Below are 18,961 nucleotides of genomic sequence, written 5' to 3' on the forward strand. Positions count from 1 at the left end.
CGTATAACCATTAACGACATATAAGAGGTGATATTGATGAGCCATCGTGCGAATCGTGTTAGCGAGCAAATGAAGAAAGAGCTCAGCGATATTATCGGACGAAAAATAAAGAATCCACGTATTGGCTTTGTAACGGTTACAGATGTACAAGTATCCGGGGACTTACAACAGGCAAAAGTGTATATTACCGTTCTGGGTGGGGAAGACCAAAGAGAAAACACTCTTAAAGGTCTTGCCAAGGCAAAAGGTTTCATCCGTTCTGAAGTGGGACAGAGAATCCGCCTGCGTAAAACACCTGAAATTATTTTTGAGTTTGATGAGTCGATTGATTATGGTAATCATATTGAATCTTTATTAAGAAAAGTTCAAGATGAACCAGAAGAGTCTAAAGATACAGAAGAGTAATATGAAAGGGCTGATCCGGACGGAAGTATAATTCCAGAGGATCAGCCCTTTATGTTTTACTTGTAGGGAACAAATACAATACATATTGGAGGTAATATAGATGAATGGCATCCTGCCCTTATGGAAGCCCAGGGGAATGACGTCACATGATTGTGTCTTTAAGTTGAGAAAACTCCTCAGAACAAAGAAAGTCGGTCATACCGGTACCCTTGACCCTGAAGTATCAGGTGTCCTGCCGATTTGCATCGGACGAGCTACCAAGATAGCAGAGTATATAACAGCATCCGGAAAGAGCTATGAAGGAGAAGTCACGATCGGATATTCCACCACAACAGAAGACAAGTGGGGGGAGAAGGTTGAGGAAAAAAAGGTGGACCGGACTATAACGAGAACGGAGGTCGAGGAGATCCTTCAGGGTCTGACTGGTGACATCATCCAGACGCCGCCTATGTTCTCTGCTGTTAAAGTAAACGGAAAGCGGTTATATGAATACGCGAGACAGGGCATAGAAATCGATAGACCTTCAAGGACTGTACATATCCATAGACTGGAATTATTGGAGGAGTGGAATGAGTTAGCAGGCGATCACCCTTCATTCACCTTTGAAGTTGTTTGTGGGAAAGGGACTTATGTAAGGACGCTCGCCGTTGAAATCGGGAATGGCCTGGGGTATCCGGCTCATATGTCAGCTCTTACACGTACGCAATCAGCCGGTTTTAGAAAGGAAGATTGTTTCACGTTAGAACAGATACAAGAGTTTGTTCAAAATGAAGATCCACAAAACCTTCTTCTTCCACTGGAATTGGGGCTTTCTCATTTGCCGAAAATGACAATTAGTGATACATTAGCAGAGAAAGTGAAGAACGGAGCACGCCTTGAAGAGCCTGAGGACTGGCAGGACGGGTCCGTAGTGATGGAGCATAAAGGAAAGGCCATTGCCATTTATCAGAGGCATCCTGACAAGCCTGGGATCATCAAGCCTGTCAAAGTGCTTTTCAACGACTAGTGAAAAAGGTGAAATACTGTGAAAGTAATAACTGTACATCATCCCCATTCAATTAGTAATAATGAATTTCCACCCCTGGTACTCGCTCTGGGTTACTTCGATGGCGTTCATATAGGCCATCAAAGGGTGATAAGGGCAGCAGTGGATAAAGCGAAGGAACAGGACGTTTGCAGCGCGGTGATGACATTTGATCCTCATCCTTCCGTTGTATTAGGTCATAAACACAAGCATATTCACTACATAACACCTTTGGAAGATAAGAAAGAAATCATAAAGGAACTCGGTGTGGATTATTTATTCATTGTCCGGTTTACGTCAGAATTTGCAAATCTGACTCCGCAGGATTTCGTCGATCAATATATTATCGGCCTTAACGTAAGGCATGTTGTAGCGGGATATGATTACTCATATGGCAGGCTGGGGAAGGGGACGATGGAAACCCTGCCCTTCCATTCCCGCGATATGTTTGCCTCCACGACCATCTCAAAGCTGACTGATGCCGATCTGGATTTGAAAGTGAGTTCTTCCTTAATAAGGGAGAACCTTAAAGAAGGCGACGTATCCAGGGTGAAAAAGCTTCTTGGCAGACCATTCAAAATGAAGGGAACGGTCATACACGGAGATAAAAGAGGGAGGAAAATCGGGTTCCCTACGGCGAATATCGAACTTTCCGATGATTACCTGACCCCTAAGGTGGGTGTTTATGCTGTAAGGATGAAAATACATGATAAATGGTTTGATGGTGTGTGCAATATCGGGTACAAGCCAACCTTTAAAAATCCGGACGACTATTCTTTGTCGATTGAAGTTCATCTTTTTGATTTCCACACTTCCATTTATGGAGAAGAAGTATTCATTGAATGGTATGATAGAATCAGGGACGAACAGAAATTTTCCGGGATAGAGGAGCTAATCTCCCAAATTCAGAAAGATAAGGACCTGGCGATAGACTACTTTGCGAAAAATTGAGGATTACACTTGATTTTTATTTAAAAGAGTAGTATTCTAAATATCGTATGAAATGAACCTTTGCTTGGCATCACGATTCACCAACGGCTGCTCAGTAACAGGGGATTTGAAAGAAATTATTAGGAGGTGAAAAGGATGGCTATCACTAAAGAGCGTAAAAACGAACTTATCAGTGAATACAAAGTACATGAGAACGATACTGGATCTCCAGAAGTTCAAATTGCTGTCCTAACTGAAGAAATTAACAACCTGAACGATCACTTACGCGTTCACAAGAAAGATCACCACTCTCGTCGCGGTCTTCTTAAAATGGTAGGTCACCGTCGTAATCTATTATCTTACCTACGTAAGAAAGATGTACAACGCTACCGTGAGTTAATTAACAAATTAGGTTTACGTCGATAAAAGACAAAGGAAGCGGGATTATGTCCCGCTTTTTCTTTAGCTTTCATAAGTGGAAATCTTTGTATGATCCACCACTTCTTTTTATACATTTTCATCATTTAACGTATTCATTTTTCTCGTTTTTGTCTAAAATACATAATATGTATACTGAGTGGGTGGCAGACCATCGTTAATGTGTCAAGCATCCGCAGTGATACAACATCCTGTATTTACATAGTCAGCAGGGATTCAAATCAAACGAATATAACAGCGCATATGTGCATGATATAGATTATTTTTTATGTTTATCCGGGTTGGGTACAGGCCGAACCTTTTAGTGATATATAAAGAGAGGGGTACACTTTATGGAACAAACTAAACAAACCTTTTCCATCGAATGGGCCGGAAGAGAATTAACGGTCGAAGTTGGCCAATTTGCCAAACAAGCGAATGGAGCGGTAATGGTACGTTATGGAGATACTGCGGTACTTAGCAGTGCTACAGCTTCGAAAGAGCCAAAACCTTTGGATTTCTTCCCATTAACCGTTAATTATGAAGAGAGATTATATGCAGTGGGTAAAATCCCTGGAGGATTCATTAAACGTGAGGGGCGCCCGAGTGAGAAAGCCATCCTTGCGAGCCGCTTAATAGATCGTCCCATCCGTCCATTGTTCGCAGATGGATTCCGTAATGAAGTACAAGTAATCAGCATTGTGATGAGTGTAGATCAAAATTGTTCATCCGAAATGGCTGCTATGTTTGGATCTTCATTAGCGCTATCCGTTTCAGATATTCCGTTCGAAGGTCCGATTGCAGGAGTCATTGTTGGTCTAGTTGATGGGAAATTCATCATCAACCCTTCTGTCGAGCAATTGGAGAAGAGTGAGATTCATTTATCTGTAGCTGGTACGAAAGATGCCATTAATATGGTAGAAGCAGGAGCAGATGAGGTTCCGGAAGAGACAATGCTTGAAGCGATCATGTTCGGTCATGAAGAAATTAAGCGTCTGGTAGCTTTCCAGGAAGAAATCGTCGCTAAAGTGGGTAAAGAAAAATCTGCTATTCAACTTGTTGAATTGGATAAAGACGTTGAAGCAGAGGTTCGTTCCATATGTGAAAGTGAATTAATTCCTGCCATTCAAGTTCAGGAAAAACATGCACGTGAAGAAGCAATTGGAACTGTTAAAGATAAAGTGATGACCGTTTATGAAGAAGAGAAGGAAGCCGATGAAGCTACCTTGAAACAAGTGAAAAAAGTATTGGATATGCTTGTGAAAAATGAAGTTCGCCGACTGATCACAGAAGATAAAGTACGCCCTGATGGCCGTAAAGTTGACGAAATCCGTCCACTGTCTTCAGAGGTCGGTTTATTGCCAAGAACTCATGGTTCTGGACTGTTCACACGTGGACAAACCCAGGCACTGAGTATTTGTACACTGGGTGCTTTAGGAGATGTTCAGGTGCTTGATGGCCTGGGAATCGAAGAATCAAAACGATTCATGCATCACTATAATTTCCCTCAATTCAGTGTTGGGTCCACAGGACCGATCAGAGGACCGGGTCGTCGTGAAATCGGGCACGGGGCATTGGGTGAGAAGGCTCTGGATCCAATTATTCCAAACGAAAAAGATTTCCCTTATACAATCCGACTTGTGTCGGAAGTACTCGAATCAAACGGTTCAACTTCCCAAGCAAGTATTTGTGCAAGTACCCTTGCGATGATGGATGCAGGTGTTCCGATTAAAGCGCCTGTAGCCGGGATTGCAATGGGTCTGATCAAGTCAGGTGAAAACTATTCCATCCTGACAGATATTCAAGGGATGGAAGATCACCTTGGTGACATGGACTTTAAAGTAGCCGGAACTTCTAAAGGTGTAACCGCTCTTCAAATGGATATCAAAATTGATGGATTATCCCGTGAAATTCTTGAAGAAGCACTTCAACAAGCTAAAAAGGGAAGAATGCAGATTCTTGATAGCATGTTAGCAACAATCGGTGAAGCAAGAACGAGCCTGTCCCAATATGCTCCGAAAATCCTGACCATGCATATTAATCCTGATAAAATCCGCGATGTCATTGGACCAAGTGGTAAGCAGATCAATAAGATCATTGACGAAACAGGCGTTAAGATTGATATTGAGCAGGACGGAACGATCTTCATCTCATCTACTGATGAAGAGATGAATAAAGTAGCTAAGAAAACGATTGAAGATATCGTAAGAGAAGTTGAAGCTGGACAAATGTATCTTGGAAAAGTGAAACGAATTGAGAAATTCGGTGCATTTGTAGAAATCTTCAGCGGAAAAGATGGACTTGTCCATATTTCAGAACTTGCAGAAGAACGTATCCGCAAGGTGGAAGATGTAGTGGCGATCGGTGACGAGATCCTTGTGAAGGTTCTGGACATCGATAATCAAGGAAGAGTCAACTTGTCAAGAAAAGCAGTTCTTAAGGAACAGCGCGAAAAGGAAGAACAAAACCAGGGTTAATCTTTTAAGATTGGCAGGCTGTCCTGTAGGGAGCAAACTCTCCTCCGGGACAGCTTTTTTTATCTGTTGGATGAGCTTAATGCCGCATGTTCTACCCTGTTCTTTTCCTACATATGTTTGTAGGAGAAGGAAGGTGGACAGGGATGGGAAAAAAATACTTGATTGGAATAAGTCTAATTGCTATTCTGACTTTAGTAGTAGTGGAGAACCCTCTATCAGATCAGTATGTGACCGGGTTAAAACAAGGGGCAGTAGCAGTGAATGGGATAAACAACACAAACGATCTTACCCGTAGGATAAAAGAGGAAGCCAAAACAAGGGAGAGACCGGCTCAGGATGCTGTGATAGATACCGTTTGGAAAGCTACACCTGGGTATAATGGATTGAAAGTAGATGTAGAGGCGTCCTTGCAAAATATGAAGAAAGAAAAATCGTTTGATGAAGACAAGCTGGTTTACAAACAGATCCCTCCTGAAAAACATTTACCTGATTTACCTGCCTCGCCTGTCTATCGTGGGAATCCTGATAAGCCCATGGTGTCCTTTATTATCAATGTAGCGTGGGGAAATGAATACATCCCTGATATGCTTGCAACTTTGAAAAAGCATCAGGTATATGCTACGTTCTTTCTAGAGGGTAGATGGGTGAAGAATAACCCGGACTTGGCGAAGATGATCGTGGATGCAGGGCATGAGGTGGGGAACCATTCATATTCCCATCCTGATATGAAATTGCTTGAAGCCGCCAAGGTAAGAGAAGAATTGAAGAAAACAAATGAAATGATTGAAGTGACCACGGGTGAAAAAGTAAAGTGGTTTGCTCCGCCAAGCGGCAGCTACAGGGATGAAGTCGTAAAAATTGCAGATGAAATGCAAATGAGGACGATCATGTGGAGTGTTGATACCATTGACTGGCAAAAACCACAACCCAATGTGCTAATTGAACGTGTAATGGGTAAGATGCACAAAGGAGCGATTGTACTCATGCATCCCACAGCTTCAACAGCCAATTCATTGAACACGCTGATTCTTCAAATAAAAGAAAAAAATTTAAGGCTAGGTACGATTTCAAGTTTAGTGAAAGAAGAGAGAATCGTGGAAGAGGCAGATAATTCAACACAACAAGGAGATAGTAAGAAGAAGCAGTAACTTCGCATCATGAATAGGAGGAACTTTCTTGATTAAGAAATATACATGTCAAAATGGATTGCGAATCGTCCTGGAAGAAATTCCACACGTTCGCTCCGTAGCAATAGGGGTTTGGATTGGAACCGGCTCACGCAATGAAACCGAACAGAATAATGGGATCTCCCATTTTCTTGAGCACATGTTTTTTAAAGGCACAAAGACCAAGACTGCACGTGAAATAGCCGAGTCCTTTGACAGCATAGGCGGTCAGGTAAATGCATTTACTTCAAAGGAATACACGTGCTATTATGCAAAAGTATTGGACAATCATGCAGATTATGCATTACATACACTCTCAGATATGTTTTTCAATTCCACATATGTAGAAGAGGAATTGAATAAAGAAAAAAATGTGGTGTATGAGGAAATAAAAATGTATGAAGATACTCCTGATGATATCGTACATGATCTACTAAGTAAGGCAGTTTATGAAGAGCATCCCCTGGGATATCCGATCCTTGGAACGGAGAACACACTGAATACTTTCAATCAGTCTAAATTAAAGGAATATATGCATGACATGTACACACCGGATCAGGTAGTGGTGTCCGTTGCAGGTAATGTAGATGAGTCATTCATAAAAGAGGTAGAAAAGTTATTCGGTTCATATGAAGGCGGAAAAGGGCCGGAAGAGAGAATCAAGCCTTCGTTTCATTACAATAAGCTTGCCCGTAAGAAGGATACGGAACAGGCTCATTTATGCTTAGGTTTCGATGGTCTCGAGATCGGTCATCCTGACATTTACAACTTGATTGTGTTGAATAATGTATTGGGTGGCAGTATGTCTTCCCGTCTGTTCCAGGAGGTTCGTGAACAGAGAGGCCTTGCCTATTCTGTGTTCTCCTATCACTCCGCATACGAAGACAGCGGCATGGTGACCATTTATGGGGGAACAGGGGCCAATCAATTAGATCAATTATTTGATACCATCGACAGTACACTAGAAGCTCTAAAAGGAGAGGGGATTACCTCTAAAGAACTGCAAAACAGCAAAGAGCAATTAAAAGGTAACCTTATGCTGAGTTTAGAAAGTACCAATAGCCGTATGAGCAGGAACGGAAAGAATGAATTACTGCTGAAACGGCACCGGACCCTGGATGAAATCGTCGAAGAAATCGATGGAGTGACCATGGATAAAGTCAATCGCCTGGCTTTGGATATCTTCACAGATGACTACGCTTCATCACTCATCAGCCCGGATGGGAACCTGCCTCAAAATATGAAAAAATGACCGAAAAAAGCAGACCAAAGGAGGTCTGCTTTTTTTTATGGAACGGTAAGTTCTTCTTCTAAAAAATGTGGACAGTGTATACATTGTACTACATAGCTATTTTTTAGGAGGACACGATCATGAGGTTAAGTGAATTAAGCGGGAAAGAAATCGTTGATTATAAAAAAGCGGAACGGCTGGGCATTCTTGGCCAGACAGATCTTGAATTTAATGATAAGTCAGGCAGCATTAATGCGCTGATCATCCCCACCGGGAAATGGCTGAGGAAGCAGGGGGGAGAAATACGGGTTCCCTGGCATCAGATCAGGACAATCGGGGCAGATATGATCATTTTGGAAGTCTCGGATGACTAATTGAATCCTACATCAACATGAAAACGGGTCCTGACCCGTTTTTTATTTTGCCTGCTTTTCTAAACCGTCCTTACTTGCTTTTCTTCTCACCCATCAGGTATGTGCTACATACACTGTTGAAGTGAAAAGGGATTTAGAATAGCGATTATGTAAAAAGTAGGTGAAATCAGTGATGCTGACCGGAATGCAGATCGCAGTTCTAGGCGGAGATGCTCGACAACTTGAGATTATTCGAAAGCTTACGGAGTTGGATGCCAAAATATCACTCGTAGGTTTTGAACAACTAGATCATGCCTTTACAGGGGCTACGAAGGAAAAACTGGGTGAAGTGGACTTTTCAGTGATGGATGCCATAATCTTACCAGTACCCGGCACGAATCTACAAGGAGAAATAGATACGATATTTTCAAATGAGAAAATCATGTTAACGGAAGAAATTGTATCTGAAACGCCAGAGCACTGTACGATCTATTCAGGAATTAGTAATGCGTACTTGGATCAAATTATGTCTTCAACGAAACGCAAACTTGTTCAGTTGTTTGAAAGAGACGACGTTGCCATTTATAATTCCATCCCTACAGTAGAGGGAACGATTATGATGGCTATTCAACATACAGACTTTACGATCCACGGATCTGACATCGTAATATTGGGTCTGGGCAGAGTGGGTATGAGTGTGGCAAGGACGTTTCATCATTTAGGCGGAAGGGTGAAGGTCGGAGTGCGCAAAAGTGAGCATTTGGCACGGGTGACCGAAATGGGGTTAATGCCATTCCACTTGGATAATTTAGAAAAAGAGGTTGAGAATTGTGATATTTGTATTAATACAATTCCAGTGCACATAGTGAAGGCCGGCGTTATAGCCAAAATGCCTGCCCATACATTAATTATCGATTTGGCTTCAAAGCCTGGCGGTACAGATTTTCGTTATGCAGAAAAACGCGGGATTAAAGCATTGTTAGCACCGGGGCTCCCGGGAATCGTAGCACCGAAAACGGCAGGGCAGATCCTGGCGAATGTTCTTTGTCAATTATTAGAGGAAGATTTTGATTCAGGAAAGGAGAGTTCATCATGAGTGTGCAAGGTAAACGTATCGGGTTTGGTCTCACAGGATCCCATTGTACGTATGATGCAGTGTTCCCGGAAATCGAGAGATTAGTGAATAACGGAGCGGAAGTCATGCCGATTGTGACATCCACCGTTATGAATACGGAAACAAGATTCGGAAAAGGAGAAGATTGGATTAAACGAATCGAAGATGTAACCGGACATAAAGTGATCGATTCAATCGTCAAGGCAGAACCCCTTGGTCCAAAGATTCCACTGGATTGCATGGTGATTGCCCCCCTTACCGGTAATTCAATGAGTAAGTTTGCCAATGCAATGACCGATTCTCCTGTATTAATGGCCGCCAAAGCAACACTGCGTAACCACCGCCCTGTAGTACTCGGAATTTCAACAAATGATGCCCTCGGGTTAAATGGTATAAATCTGATGAGATTAATTTCCACGAAAGATATTTATTTTATTCCGTTTGGGCAGGATGCACCTGATAGTAAACCAAAGTCGATGGTTGCCAGGATGACATTGATTCAAGAGACGGTCGAAGCTGCGATGGAAGGGCATCAGCTTCAACCCGTTGTCATCGAAAGATATTTAGATTAATACAAGAAGAAGGTCATCCCCCCGGGAAATTCAGATGACCTTCTTTTCATGCATGTAAAGATAGACGAACCTGGGATCATCAATAAAAAATCCTATTGTCGAATAATTGTTTATGTTAAAATATTCTTTATTATAGTAATAGACTAAATTAACTTACCTATTTTACTATGAAAATATTGAATGGTTGGAAGGAGAGAAGATTTTGAATACAACGGGATTTCATGTAGCGGTTGTGGGTGCCACCGGTGCCGTAGGACAACAAATGCTTCAAACATTAGAAAAAAGGGATTTTCCAATAAAACAACTGACTTTACTATCATCAGCACGTTCTGCGGGTTCAACTGTCATATTTAGAGGGAAAGAATGGACGGTTGAAGAAGCGAAGCCTGAAAGTTTCGCAGGGGTTGACATCGCTTTATTTAGTGCAGGTGGAAGTGTATCCAAACTTCTTGCTCCTGAAGCCGTAAAACGCGGGGCAGTCGTAGTCGACAATACGAGTGCATATCGGATGGATCCGGATGTTCCACTTGTCGTCCCTGAAGTGAACGAAGAGGATATCAAGCTTCACAACGGAATCATTGCCAATCCCAATTGTTCGACGATACAAATGGTTGCAGCACTCGAACCGATCCGCAAGCAGTTTGGCCTGAAGAAAGTAATCGTATCCACTTATCAAGCCGTTTCAGGTGCCGGTGCCGTTGCAATCGATGAACTCCACGCCCAATCACAGGCCATTTTATCCGGTGAATCTTTTGAACCCGGTGTGCTACCTGTAAAAGGCGACAAAAAACATTATCAGATTGCTTATAATGCCATTCCTCAAATTGATACATTTCAGGACAATGGCTTTACATTCGAAGAAATGAAAATGATCAATGAAACGAAAAAGATCATGCATATGCCTTCTCTGAAGGTATCAGCGACATGTGTCAGATTACCGGTTGTAACAGGTCACTCCGAAAGTGTATATATTGAAATTGAGAAGGATTCTGTTTCGGTGAAAGATATCCACGCCATTCTTCAAGATGCACCCGGGGTAACCCTTGAAGACGTACCTGAAGATCAAATCTATCCAATGCCTGCATATGCCGTAGGTAAGCCGGATGTATTTGTAGGTCGCGTCCGTAAAGATCTTGATGAAGACAGAGGTTTCCATATGTGGGTTGTGTCTGACAACTTACTGAAGGGTGCAGCCTGGAATTCTGTTCAAATCGCAGAAAGTTTAATGAAGCTTGGGCTAATTAAGTAATGGAGAGGGATCATCTCAGCTATTAATTTGCATAATTCCACTAATCGTCTTCCAGATACCTCTTGAATATGACAACGAGGTGTAGTCATGAAAGTGATCGTTCAAAAATTTGGTGGAACTTCTGTACGTGATGAGGCAAGTCGTTTGAAGGCAATTGCCCATACGAAACAAGCAATTGATAAAGGGTATAAAGTGGTGGTAGTCGTTTCAGCAATGGGAAGAAAAGGTGAACCCTACGCCACAGATTCCCTGTTGTCCTTAATCGGAGGCAAAAATACTTCAATCAGCAAACGGGAGCAGGACCTTTTATTATCCTGTGGAGAAATCATTTCGAGTCTGGTCTTTTCCAATATGCTCCTCGAGCATGGAATCCGTTCGACAGCCCTGACCGGGGCCCAGGCAGGATTCCGGACGAATAACGATTTTAACAATGCAAAAATTATAGAGATGAAATGCAGCCGTTTGGTAAGGGAACTGGAACATCATGATGCCGTCGTAGTGGCAGGCTTTCAGGGAGCGACCAAGGACGGGGATGTGACCACCATCGGCAGAGGGGGGAGCGATACTTCCGCCTCTGCACTTGGAGTCGCATTAAAAGCGGACTACATCGATATTTTCACAGATGTGGAAGGGGTCATGACTGCGGATCCCCGCATTTCTTCCAAGGCAAGACCGATAACGGTCGTTTCATATAATGAAGTGTGTAACATGGCATATCAGGGAGCTAAGGTAATCCATCCGAGGGCGGTCGAAATTGCCATGAATTCGAATGTGCCGATCCGGATCCGTTCAACCTATTCAAATGGAGAAGGCACTCTCGTGACGACATTGGAAAATACGAAGGCCCATAAAGAGTTCAGGAGTCACCCCGTCACAGGGATCGCTCACGTCTCGAACCTCACCCAAATTAAGGTATTCGCTAAGGAAGACCAGTACAATCTTCAGGCCGAAGTGTTCAAAGCCATGGCCAAAGAGGGAATCAGCGTCGATTTTATTAATATTTCCCCGAGAGGAGTCGTGTACACGGTGGGTTCTTCGGTAGCGGGTGATGCAATCAGGGTTTTAAGAAAGATAGGGCATAACCCCATCATAGAGTCGGAGTGTGCTAAGATCTCAGTAGTGGGAGCGGGAATGACAGGTGTCCCCGGAGTGACCTCTGCCATTGTTTCTTCCCTGTCTAACGAAGGGATCCGTATACTTCAATCAGCAGACAGTCATACGACCATCTGGGTTCTGGTGAAGGAAATGGACATGATCAATGCCATCAATGCCCTTCATGATACATTCCAATTACAAGAAAGAAATGCTACATTCAGAGTGGGATAAACTTACGAGGAGAGTGACTAGATTGAATTTTGGCCGCGTTTCTACGGCGATGGTAACACCATTTGACCGTAAAGGAAATATTGATTTTACTAAAACGACGCAATTAATCCATTATCTGATAGAGAATGGATCCGACTCATTAGTAGTAGCAGGCACTACTGGGGAGTCTCCCACCTTAACAAAAGAAGAGAAGATTGCATTATTCCGTCATGTCGTGAAAGTGGTCAATGGCAGAATTCCGGTCATTGCCGGGACGGGAAGCAACAACACACATGCTTCGATCGAACTTACTAAAAAGGCGGAGGAGGCAGGCGTCGATGCCATCATGCTTGTAGCGCCTTATTATAATAAGCCGAGTCAGGAAGGGATGTACCAGCATTTTAAGGTGATTGCAGAGTCAACTTCCTTACCTGTCATGCTGTATAATATTCCGGGCAGGTCTAGCGTCAATGTCTCACCTGAAACGATTATACGTCTTTCGAAAATTGTGAACATCGTTGCTGTGAAAGAAGCAAGTGGGGATCTGGATAGCATGACTGAAATCATTTCCCATACGACTGATGATTTTAAGTTGTACAGTGGTGATGACGGCCTCACCCTGCCGGTATTATCCATAGGCGGGGCGGGAATTGTGTCAGTGGCTTCCCATGTCATTGGAAATGAGATGCAGGAGATGGTCTCAGCCTTTTTAGGAGGGAACCTCATCCATTCAGCCCAGCTGCATCAAAAGCTCCTTCCGATCATGAAAGGCCTGTTTACCAGCCCGAACCCCACTCCGGTGAAAACAGCCCTCCAGATGAAAGGCCTGGACGTCGGATCTGTGCGATTGCCACTGATCCCCTTAACAGAAGTAGAAAGAGCAAAACTGTCTCACTTGCTCGAAGTGTTATCTTAATTTAATGCACAGACTATATCCTAAAGACTGTGAAGATATGTCCTTCGCGGTCTTTTGTTTTTTTCTTATAGGACAAGATCGGTTTGGTTACTCGAAAGACAATTATTCAAAAGAAGAAGGATTTATTCTTACCGTATCGAAATAGTAACGTAGAATAAATGATTGCAGTCTTTTTCCTCATCCTGAATATGAAGGATAAAATTGGTTGTACTACCAAAATGGTATCAAGTATAATGAATATAACTGATTGAAGATCGGGGAAGGAACAGCATAGGAGGACATAATGGTGAGTAAGATAAAGAATGAAAGCATTAAGGTGATACCACTCGGGGGAGTGGGAGAGATAGGCAAGAACATGTACGTGATTGAAGTTGACGATGAAATATTCGTAATCGACGCAGGACTTATGTTTCCCGAAAATGAAATGCTTGGGATCGATATTGTCATTCCTGACATACAATATTTGATTGAAAATAAAGAACGGGTAAAAGGGATCTTCCTCACTCATGGACATGAGGACAGTATTGGTGCGATTTCCTATGTATTAACAAAGATCAAGGCTCCAGTATATGGAACACGCTTAACGAATGCACTGGTAAAGGCACGTTTGAAAGATGAGCATATCAGGGATGATGTGAAGTTCTATACGATTCATTCTGATAGCTACCTTACTTTTGACGGTGTGAATGTTACGTTCTTTAAAACCACACATAGTATTCCCGATTCAGTCGGGGTGTGCATACATACATCTGAAGGAGTCATCGTCCATACAGGGGAATTCAAGTTCGATCAATCTGCAAAACATCTTTACCGGCCGGATTTAGGCAAGATGGCGCAAATCGGTGAGAAGGGTGTCCTTTGTCTGTTGTCTGACAGTAAAGAGGCCGAGAGACCAGGGTTTACAACACCAGAGTCGGTTATCGAACAACATATTACGGACGCCTTGAGAAAAGCTTCAGGGAGAGTGATAGTGGCATGCTTCGCCTCGAATTTAATTCGTCTTCAGCAGGTATTCGATGCAGCTGAGCAGAATAATCGAAAAGTGGCTGTGGTCGGGAAGAGCTTAAAGAGAGTCTATGATGTTGCCTTGAAACTCGGATACCTTCATGTCCGGGATGAAATGATCATCGGAATTGACGAAATGGAGGATTATCCTAAAGATGAAGTCCTCATTATCGCAACAGGAACTCAAGGGGAACCGTTTGAAGCACTTCAACGTATGTCCAAGCGTTCCCACCGTCTTGTGAACATTGAGGAGGGTGACACGGTCCTCATTACCGCCACACCTTCCCCAGGCATGGAAGTGATTGTAGGCAGGACGATCGACATGCTATACAGAGCCGGAGCAAATGTGTTAACCGCGACGAAAAAAGTTCATGTGTCAGGACACGGGAGTCAGGAAGACTTAAAGTTCATGTTGAATATCATGAAACCGAAGTACTTCATCCCGATCCAGGGTGAATATAAAATGCTCGTCGCTCATACCCAGCTCGCCCATGATACCGGACTTCCTTATAAGCAAATCTTTATCATGGATAGGGGAGACGTGCTTCAATACAAAGATGGTAAGATGAGAATGAGCGGCCGTGTTCAGGCGGGTAATGTATTGATCGATGGAATCGGTGTCGGGGACGTAGGGAATATTGTTCTTCGTGATCGTAAGTTATTATCGGAAGACGGTGTGTTTACGGTCGTCGTCACCATTAACAGAAGATCGAAGTCCATCGTCTCAGGACCTGAAATCATCTCCAGGGGCTTCGTTTATGTAAGGGAATCCGAGGAACTGATCGAAGGGGCAGGGGGAATCGTGACGGATGTGGTCCATTCCTATCTCCAAAAAGGATCTTTTGAATGGACAGCGATCAAGCAGGACATCCGGGATCAACTAAATTATTTCCTATTTAATAAAACACGAAGAAGACCGATGATTTTACCGATCATCATGGAAGTATGACGTATGGGGCTATTTGTTACAAACAAATAGTCCCATATTTATTTGAACCTAAAGAATAAAGTATGAAAACACTCCCATATTAAAATAATAACAAGAGAATGGGAATGAAAAGGAGATGTTTTCATGGAACAATATCGTGAACATATGCAGGATGAGCCAAATAAAGGACAGGATGATCAGAAAGACAAGCCGTCTGGATTGATGGAAAAGATTCAACAGCTGGGTCAAACCAATGTTCCACAACTTTCTCAAGACTCCAATATACACTGCCTCACCGTTGTGGGGCAGATAGAAGGACATATGCAGCTTCCGCCTCAAAATAAAACAACAAAGTATGAGCATGTCATCCCCCAGCTTGTGGCCATTGAACAAAATCCCAAAATCGAAGGGCTGGTTGTGATTCTGAACACGGTCGGGGGAGACGTAGAAGCGGGTCTGGCCATTTCCGAAATGATAGCCTCATTATCAAAACCTACTGTTTCTGTCGTGCTTGGGGGAGGACATAGCATCGGGGTTCCGATTGCTGTATCTTGCGACTTCTCTTTCATTGCAAGTACGGCTACCATGACGATCCACCCCGTTCGACTAACCGGTTTAGTCATCGGTGTGCCCCAAACATTTGAGTATCTGGATAAAATGCAGGATCGGGTAGTCAGCTTTGTCACCAAGCACAGCAATATCACGGAAGAGGATTTTAAAGATCTTATGTTTGCAAAAGGGAACCTTACAAGGGATATAGGGACGAATGTGGTGGGGGATGATGCCGTGGAGTACGGATTGATCGACGGGATTGGCGGCATCGGTTCGGCAATCAGAAAGATCAATGAATTGATCGAGATGAAGAAGCACGCAGATCCACAAGAGGGGCTGGTGCAATGATCCTCTACACAATGGTTCCCAATGATCTGGTGTTCCCGGCCGATGGAAATGAATTTAGCGGGCAAATGATGATAAACTATCAGGGTGTTCCCCTTCTGGTCCAACAGGAAGAAAACAAATATCGAATCATCAGGGTCATGAGCAGTGATCCCGCCCACTACTTAAATGATCAAATTTGCCCAGGGGAATATCTCAACAATTAAGTGAGAAAGAGGATTTTCCCGAAATAGTGGTTATGTTATAATATTACTAAGAAGACAGTAGATACGGAAAGTTCACGGGAAGGGTTTGACACCTTAGGCACATACATTGCCCCAAAGGGTCAGCCCTTTCTTCATCTTTTAGTACATAAATCAGATAGACTTCAACAGAATTTAGGTGAATGGTTTGGCAAAACGGAAAAAAAGAAAAAAACGCTCTCAAACCGGCTCGGCTCTAAAACAGACGATCAAGTATGAGATCATCGGATTGATCCTGGCCGCATTAAGCTTGATATCGATCATAGAGCTTGGAGCCGTTGGAAAGGCACTTGTATATTTTTATCGTTTCTTCCTGGGGGAATGGTATATGATTGCCCTTCTATGGATGCTGTATGTAGCTGGCTACCTTATGATTAAGAGAGAGGTTCCGATGTTATTCAGCAGGAGACTTGTCGGGGTGTACATCATCATTGCCAGTTTCCTCCTCTTAAGTCATGTGAAATTATTTGATCTCCTTTCAAATGACGGCTCATTCGCTAATCCCAGTGTCATCATGAATACTTGGGATTTATATTGGATGGACGTCAACGGTGAATCCAGTACTTCCGATCTTGGAGGGGGAATGATCGGAAGCATCCTGTTTGCGGTATCCTACTTTCTATTTGATTCCCAGGGAGCTAGGATCGTCAGCGCAACTTTCATTATGATCGGCATCATCCTTGTGACAGGTAAATCCATTGGGGACGTACTTGGAAGAGCAGGGAAACGCTTTGGGACGTTCATGAGTGGGCAATGGTCTGCATTTAAACAGGATATGAGCGACTGGAAAGAAGAGAATTCCAAGAAAAAAGAAATAAAAGAGAAGACAAAGCAAGATGCACCATTAAGAAAAGAAGAACATGCTGCACCAATGCTTCCCCAGGAAGAAAAAACACGGGAACCGATCATTTCGAATTTCGCAGAGCGTGCATATGGCGGATCACAATCAAAAGAAGACCCCGTCTCTTCAGGGGACGTGACCAGTAACGATAAAGAGGCATCTTCATCTAGGAAAGAGGGCGATGTGGAAGGGGAAGCGGAAGCAGCCCCGCCGATCACCTTTACGGAAGTGGAAAATAAAGATTACAAGCTTCCTTCAATCTCTTTATTAAAAACCCCGAGAAAAACGGATCAGAGTAACGAGTATCAATTGATTCATGCCAACGCCGCAAAGCTTGAAAGAACATTCCAGAGCTTCGGAGTAAAGGCGAAAGTGACACAAGTCCACCTTGGTCCAGCAGTCACGAAGTATGAAGTACATCCAGATGTAGGGGTGAAAGTAAGCAGGATCGTCAACCTGAGTGATGACCTGGCGTTGGCCCTTGCGGCGAAAGATATTCGGATTGAAGCCCCGATCCCTGGTAAATCGGCCATCGGTATAGAAGTTCCGAACTCAGAAGTAGCCATGGTGTCCCTGCGGGAGGTACTTGAGGCGAAGGAGCATAACAAACCGGATGCCAAACTGCAGATTGGCTTAGGGCGTGATATTACCGGTGAAGCGGTACTTGCTGAGCTGAATAAAATGCCTCACTTACTAGTAGCGGGTGCAACAGGCAGCGGTAAGAGTGTATGTATCAATGGCATCATCACGAGTATACTCATGAGGGCAAAGCCCCATGAAGTTAAGCTGATGATGATTGATCCGAAAATGGTTGAACTTAACGTGTACAATGGAGTTCCACATCTCCTGGCTCCCGTCGTAACAGATGCCAAGAAAGCGTCCCAGGCATTAAAGAAGGTTGTAAGTGAAATGGAGCGAAGGTATGAGTTATTCTCTCATACGGGAACGAGGAATATTGAAGGTTACAATGACTACGTTAAGAGACAGAATATAGAAAATGAAGATAAACAGCCTCTGCTACCTTATATCGTTGTCATTGTAGACGAGCTGGCGGATCTCATGATGGTCGCCTCGAACGACGTGGAGGATGCCATCACCAGGCTTGCACAGATGGCACGTGCTGCCGGGATCCATCTTATCATAGCGACGCAGCGTCCGTCGGTAGACGTCATAACAGGGGTCATTAAAGCCAATATCCCGTCAAGGATTGCCTTCGCCGTATCATCCCAAACCGATTCCAGAACGATCCTGGATTCCGGTGGTGCTGAAAAGCTGTTGGGAAGAGGCGATATGCTCTTTATGCCTGTAGGGGCATCCAAGCCCACAAGGGTGCAAGGTGCATTTTTATCAGATGAAGAAGTAGAAGAAATCGTTGACTTTGTCATCTCTCAACAAAAGGCTCAATATCAGGAAGAAATGATTCCCGATGAAGTACCGGAGGATGAGAAGTCAGGGGAAGCGGAGGACGAGTTATATCATGATGCCGTCCAGTTGATTGCGGAAATGCAAACAGCATCCGTTTCGATGCTTCAAAGAAGATTCAGGATCGGCTATACAAGGGCTGCGAGATTGATCGATGAAATGGAAGTAAGGGGTGTCGTAGGCCCATATGAAGGCAGTAAGCCAAGAACCGTCCTGGTCGGCAAACCATCAGAAGAGCAAAGTTCATAACCAAAGGTGTGTTACTCTATTCATTTCGGATGGAGTAACATGCCTTTTTTTAATGAGTAAAATGAGGGAAATCCATCATTTGAATACGCTTTAATAAAAGTGATACGGGTTTATCCACGAATGTGTTATACTATTAAAAGCGTTTACAAATGTAATGCCTTTGTTTAGAGTATGTAAAAAATGATAACGAAAAACGATAGGACTGTAAAAAAGTAGTT

The 18,961-nt window shown here is 43.3% G+C and carries 17 protein-coding genes; all 17 read left to right on the top strand.

The features are described from left to right. Positions 1-36: 36 nt before the first annotated feature. The 17 genes from rbfA to NQ095_RS09885 all read left to right on the top strand — a co-directional run bounded on the left by rbfA (position 37) and on the right by NQ095_RS09885 (position 18,743). A complete protein-coding gene (gene rbfA / locus NQ095_RS09805; protein ID WP_258263287.1) occupies positions 37-405 on the top strand; it encodes a 30S ribosome-binding factor RbfA in 369 nt (122 codons plus the stop codon). 100 nt (positions 406-505) lie between these two features. Continuing rightward, positions 506-1,411, top strand: a complete 906-nt coding sequence (gene truB / locus NQ095_RS09810) for a tRNA pseudouridine(55) synthase TruB (RefSeq protein WP_258263288.1) — start codon at positions 506-508, stop codon at positions 1,409-1,411. 18 nt (positions 1,412-1,429) lie between these two features. Further along, positions 1,430-2,380: a bifunctional riboflavin kinase/FAD synthetase gene (gene ribF, locus NQ095_RS09815; protein WP_258263289.1), complete on the top strand. Its 951-nt coding sequence runs from the start codon at positions 1,430-1,432 to the stop codon at positions 2,378-2,380. Positions 2,381-2,515: 135 nt separating this feature from the next. Next, positions 2,516-2,785 carry a 30S ribosomal protein S15 gene (gene rpsO, locus NQ095_RS09820; protein WP_034760125.1) on the top strand — a complete coding sequence of 90 codons (270 nt, stop codon included), beginning with the start codon at positions 2,516-2,518 and terminating at the stop codon, positions 2,783-2,785. Positions 2,786-3,129: 344 nt separating this feature from the next. Further along, a complete protein-coding gene (gene pnp / locus NQ095_RS09825; RefSeq protein ID WP_258263290.1) occupies positions 3,130-5,253 on the top strand; it encodes a polyribonucleotide nucleotidyltransferase in 2,124 nt (707 codons plus the stop codon). Between the two features lie 113 nt (positions 5,254-5,366). Next, entirely contained in the window at positions 5,367-6,401 is a 1,035-nt protein-coding gene (locus NQ095_RS09830) for a polysaccharide deacetylase family protein (protein ID WP_258263291.1), read from the top strand. Positions 6,402-6,429: 28 nt separating this feature from the next. Then, positions 6,430-7,671 (top strand): M16 family metallopeptidase, encoded by a 1,242-nt coding sequence (locus tag NQ095_RS09835; protein ID WP_258263292.1) that lies wholly within the window; start codon positions 6,430-6,432, stop codon positions 7,669-7,671. A gap of 119 nt (positions 7,672-7,790) precedes the next feature. Continuing rightward, positions 7,791-8,024, top strand: a complete 234-nt coding sequence (locus NQ095_RS09840; RefSeq protein WP_060669651.1) for a YlmC/YmxH family sporulation protein — start codon at positions 7,791-7,793, stop codon at positions 8,022-8,024. 172 nt (positions 8,025-8,196) lie between these two features. Continuing rightward, a complete protein-coding gene (gene dpaA, locus NQ095_RS09845; RefSeq protein ID WP_258263293.1) occupies positions 8,197-9,099 on the top strand; it encodes a dipicolinic acid synthetase subunit A in 903 nt (300 codons plus the stop codon). Beyond that, positions 9,096-9,689: a dipicolinate synthase subunit B gene (dpaB, locus tag NQ095_RS09850; protein ID WP_258263294.1), complete on the top strand. Its 594-nt coding sequence runs from the start codon at positions 9,096-9,098 to the stop codon at positions 9,687-9,689. The genes dpaA and dpaB overlap by 4 nt, the downstream gene beginning before the upstream one ends. Before the next feature lie 199 nt (positions 9,690-9,888). After that, complete coding sequence (gene asd, locus NQ095_RS09855; RefSeq protein ID WP_258263386.1) at positions 9,889-10,938, top strand: aspartate-semialdehyde dehydrogenase; 1,050 nt, start codon at positions 9,889-9,891, stop codon at positions 10,936-10,938. 87 nt (positions 10,939-11,025) lie between these two features. Continuing rightward, positions 11,026-12,264 (top strand): aspartate kinase, encoded by a 1,239-nt coding sequence (gene dapG, locus NQ095_RS09860; RefSeq protein WP_258263295.1) that lies wholly within the window; start codon positions 11,026-11,028, stop codon positions 12,262-12,264. A 22-nt stretch (positions 12,265-12,286) separates the two neighbouring features. After that, a complete protein-coding gene (gene dapA, locus NQ095_RS09865) occupies positions 12,287-13,159 on the top strand; it encodes a 4-hydroxy-tetrahydrodipicolinate synthase (protein ID WP_375162828.1) in 873 nt (290 codons plus the stop codon). 286 nt (positions 13,160-13,445) lie between these two features. Next, positions 13,446-15,113 (top strand): ribonuclease J, encoded by a 1,668-nt coding sequence (locus tag NQ095_RS09870; protein ID WP_309137631.1) that lies wholly within the window; start codon positions 13,446-13,448, stop codon positions 15,111-15,113. Positions 15,114-15,257: 144 nt separating this feature from the next. Continuing rightward, positions 15,258-15,992, top strand: coding sequence for a ClpP family protease (locus tag NQ095_RS09875; protein ID WP_258263387.1), 735 nt, complete (start codon positions 15,258-15,260; stop codon positions 15,990-15,992). Continuing rightward, positions 15,989-16,195 (top strand): YlzJ-like family protein, encoded by a 207-nt coding sequence (locus NQ095_RS09880; protein ID WP_258263298.1) that lies wholly within the window; start codon positions 15,989-15,991, stop codon positions 16,193-16,195. Before NQ095_RS09875 ends, NQ095_RS09880 begins: the two co-directional genes overlap by 4 nt. Positions 16,196-16,379: 184 nt before the next feature. After that, on the top strand, positions 16,380-18,743 hold the full coding sequence (locus tag NQ095_RS09885) for a DNA translocase FtsK (protein ID WP_258263299.1): 2,364 nt from the start codon (positions 16,380-16,382) through the stop codon (positions 18,741-18,743). The last annotated feature ends 218 nt before the right edge of the window (positions 18,744-18,961 follow it).

Origin of the sequence: Rossellomorea sp. SC111 (genome assembly GCF_024733565.1) — a bacterium.
GTDB lineage: Bacteria > Bacillota > Bacilli > Bacillales > Bacillaceae_B > Rossellomorea.

Bases quoted from the DNA above. Each gene is read 5' to 3' on its own strand.
- dapG (WP_258263295.1), top strand. From the start codon at position 11,026: ATGAAAGTGATCGTTCAAAAATTTGGTGGAACTTCTGTACGTGATGAG.
- NQ095_RS09875 (WP_258263387.1), top strand. From the start codon at position 15,258: ATGCAGGATGAGCCAAATAAAGGACAGGATGATCAGAAAGACAAGCCG.
- NQ095_RS09830 (WP_258263291.1), top strand. From the start codon at position 5,367: ATGTTTGTAGGAGAAGGAAGGTGGACAGGGATGGGAAAAAAATACTTG.
- pnp (WP_258263290.1), top strand. From the start codon at position 3,130: ATGGAACAAACTAAACAAACCTTTTCCATCGAATGGGCCGGAAGAGAA.
- NQ095_RS09840 (WP_060669651.1), top strand. From the start codon at position 7,791: ATGAGGTTAAGTGAATTAAGCGGGAAAGAAATCGTTGATTATAAAAAA.
- rbfA (WP_258263287.1), top strand. From the start codon at position 37: ATGAGCCATCGTGCGAATCGTGTTAGCGAGCAAATGAAGAAAGAGCTC.
- dpaA (WP_258263293.1), top strand. From the start codon at position 8,197: ATGCTGACCGGAATGCAGATCGCAGTTCTAGGCGGAGATGCTCGACAA.
- NQ095_RS09880 (WP_258263298.1), top strand. From the start codon at position 15,989: ATGATCCTCTACACAATGGTTCCCAATGATCTGGTGTTCCCGGCCGAT.
- dpaB (WP_258263294.1), top strand. From the start codon at position 9,096: ATGAGTGTGCAAGGTAAACGTATCGGGTTTGGTCTCACAGGATCCCAT.
- rpsO (WP_034760125.1), top strand. From the start codon at position 2,516: ATGGCTATCACTAAAGAGCGTAAAAACGAACTTATCAGTGAATACAAA.
- truB (WP_258263288.1), top strand. From the start codon at position 506: ATGAATGGCATCCTGCCCTTATGGAAGCCCAGGGGAATGACGTCACAT.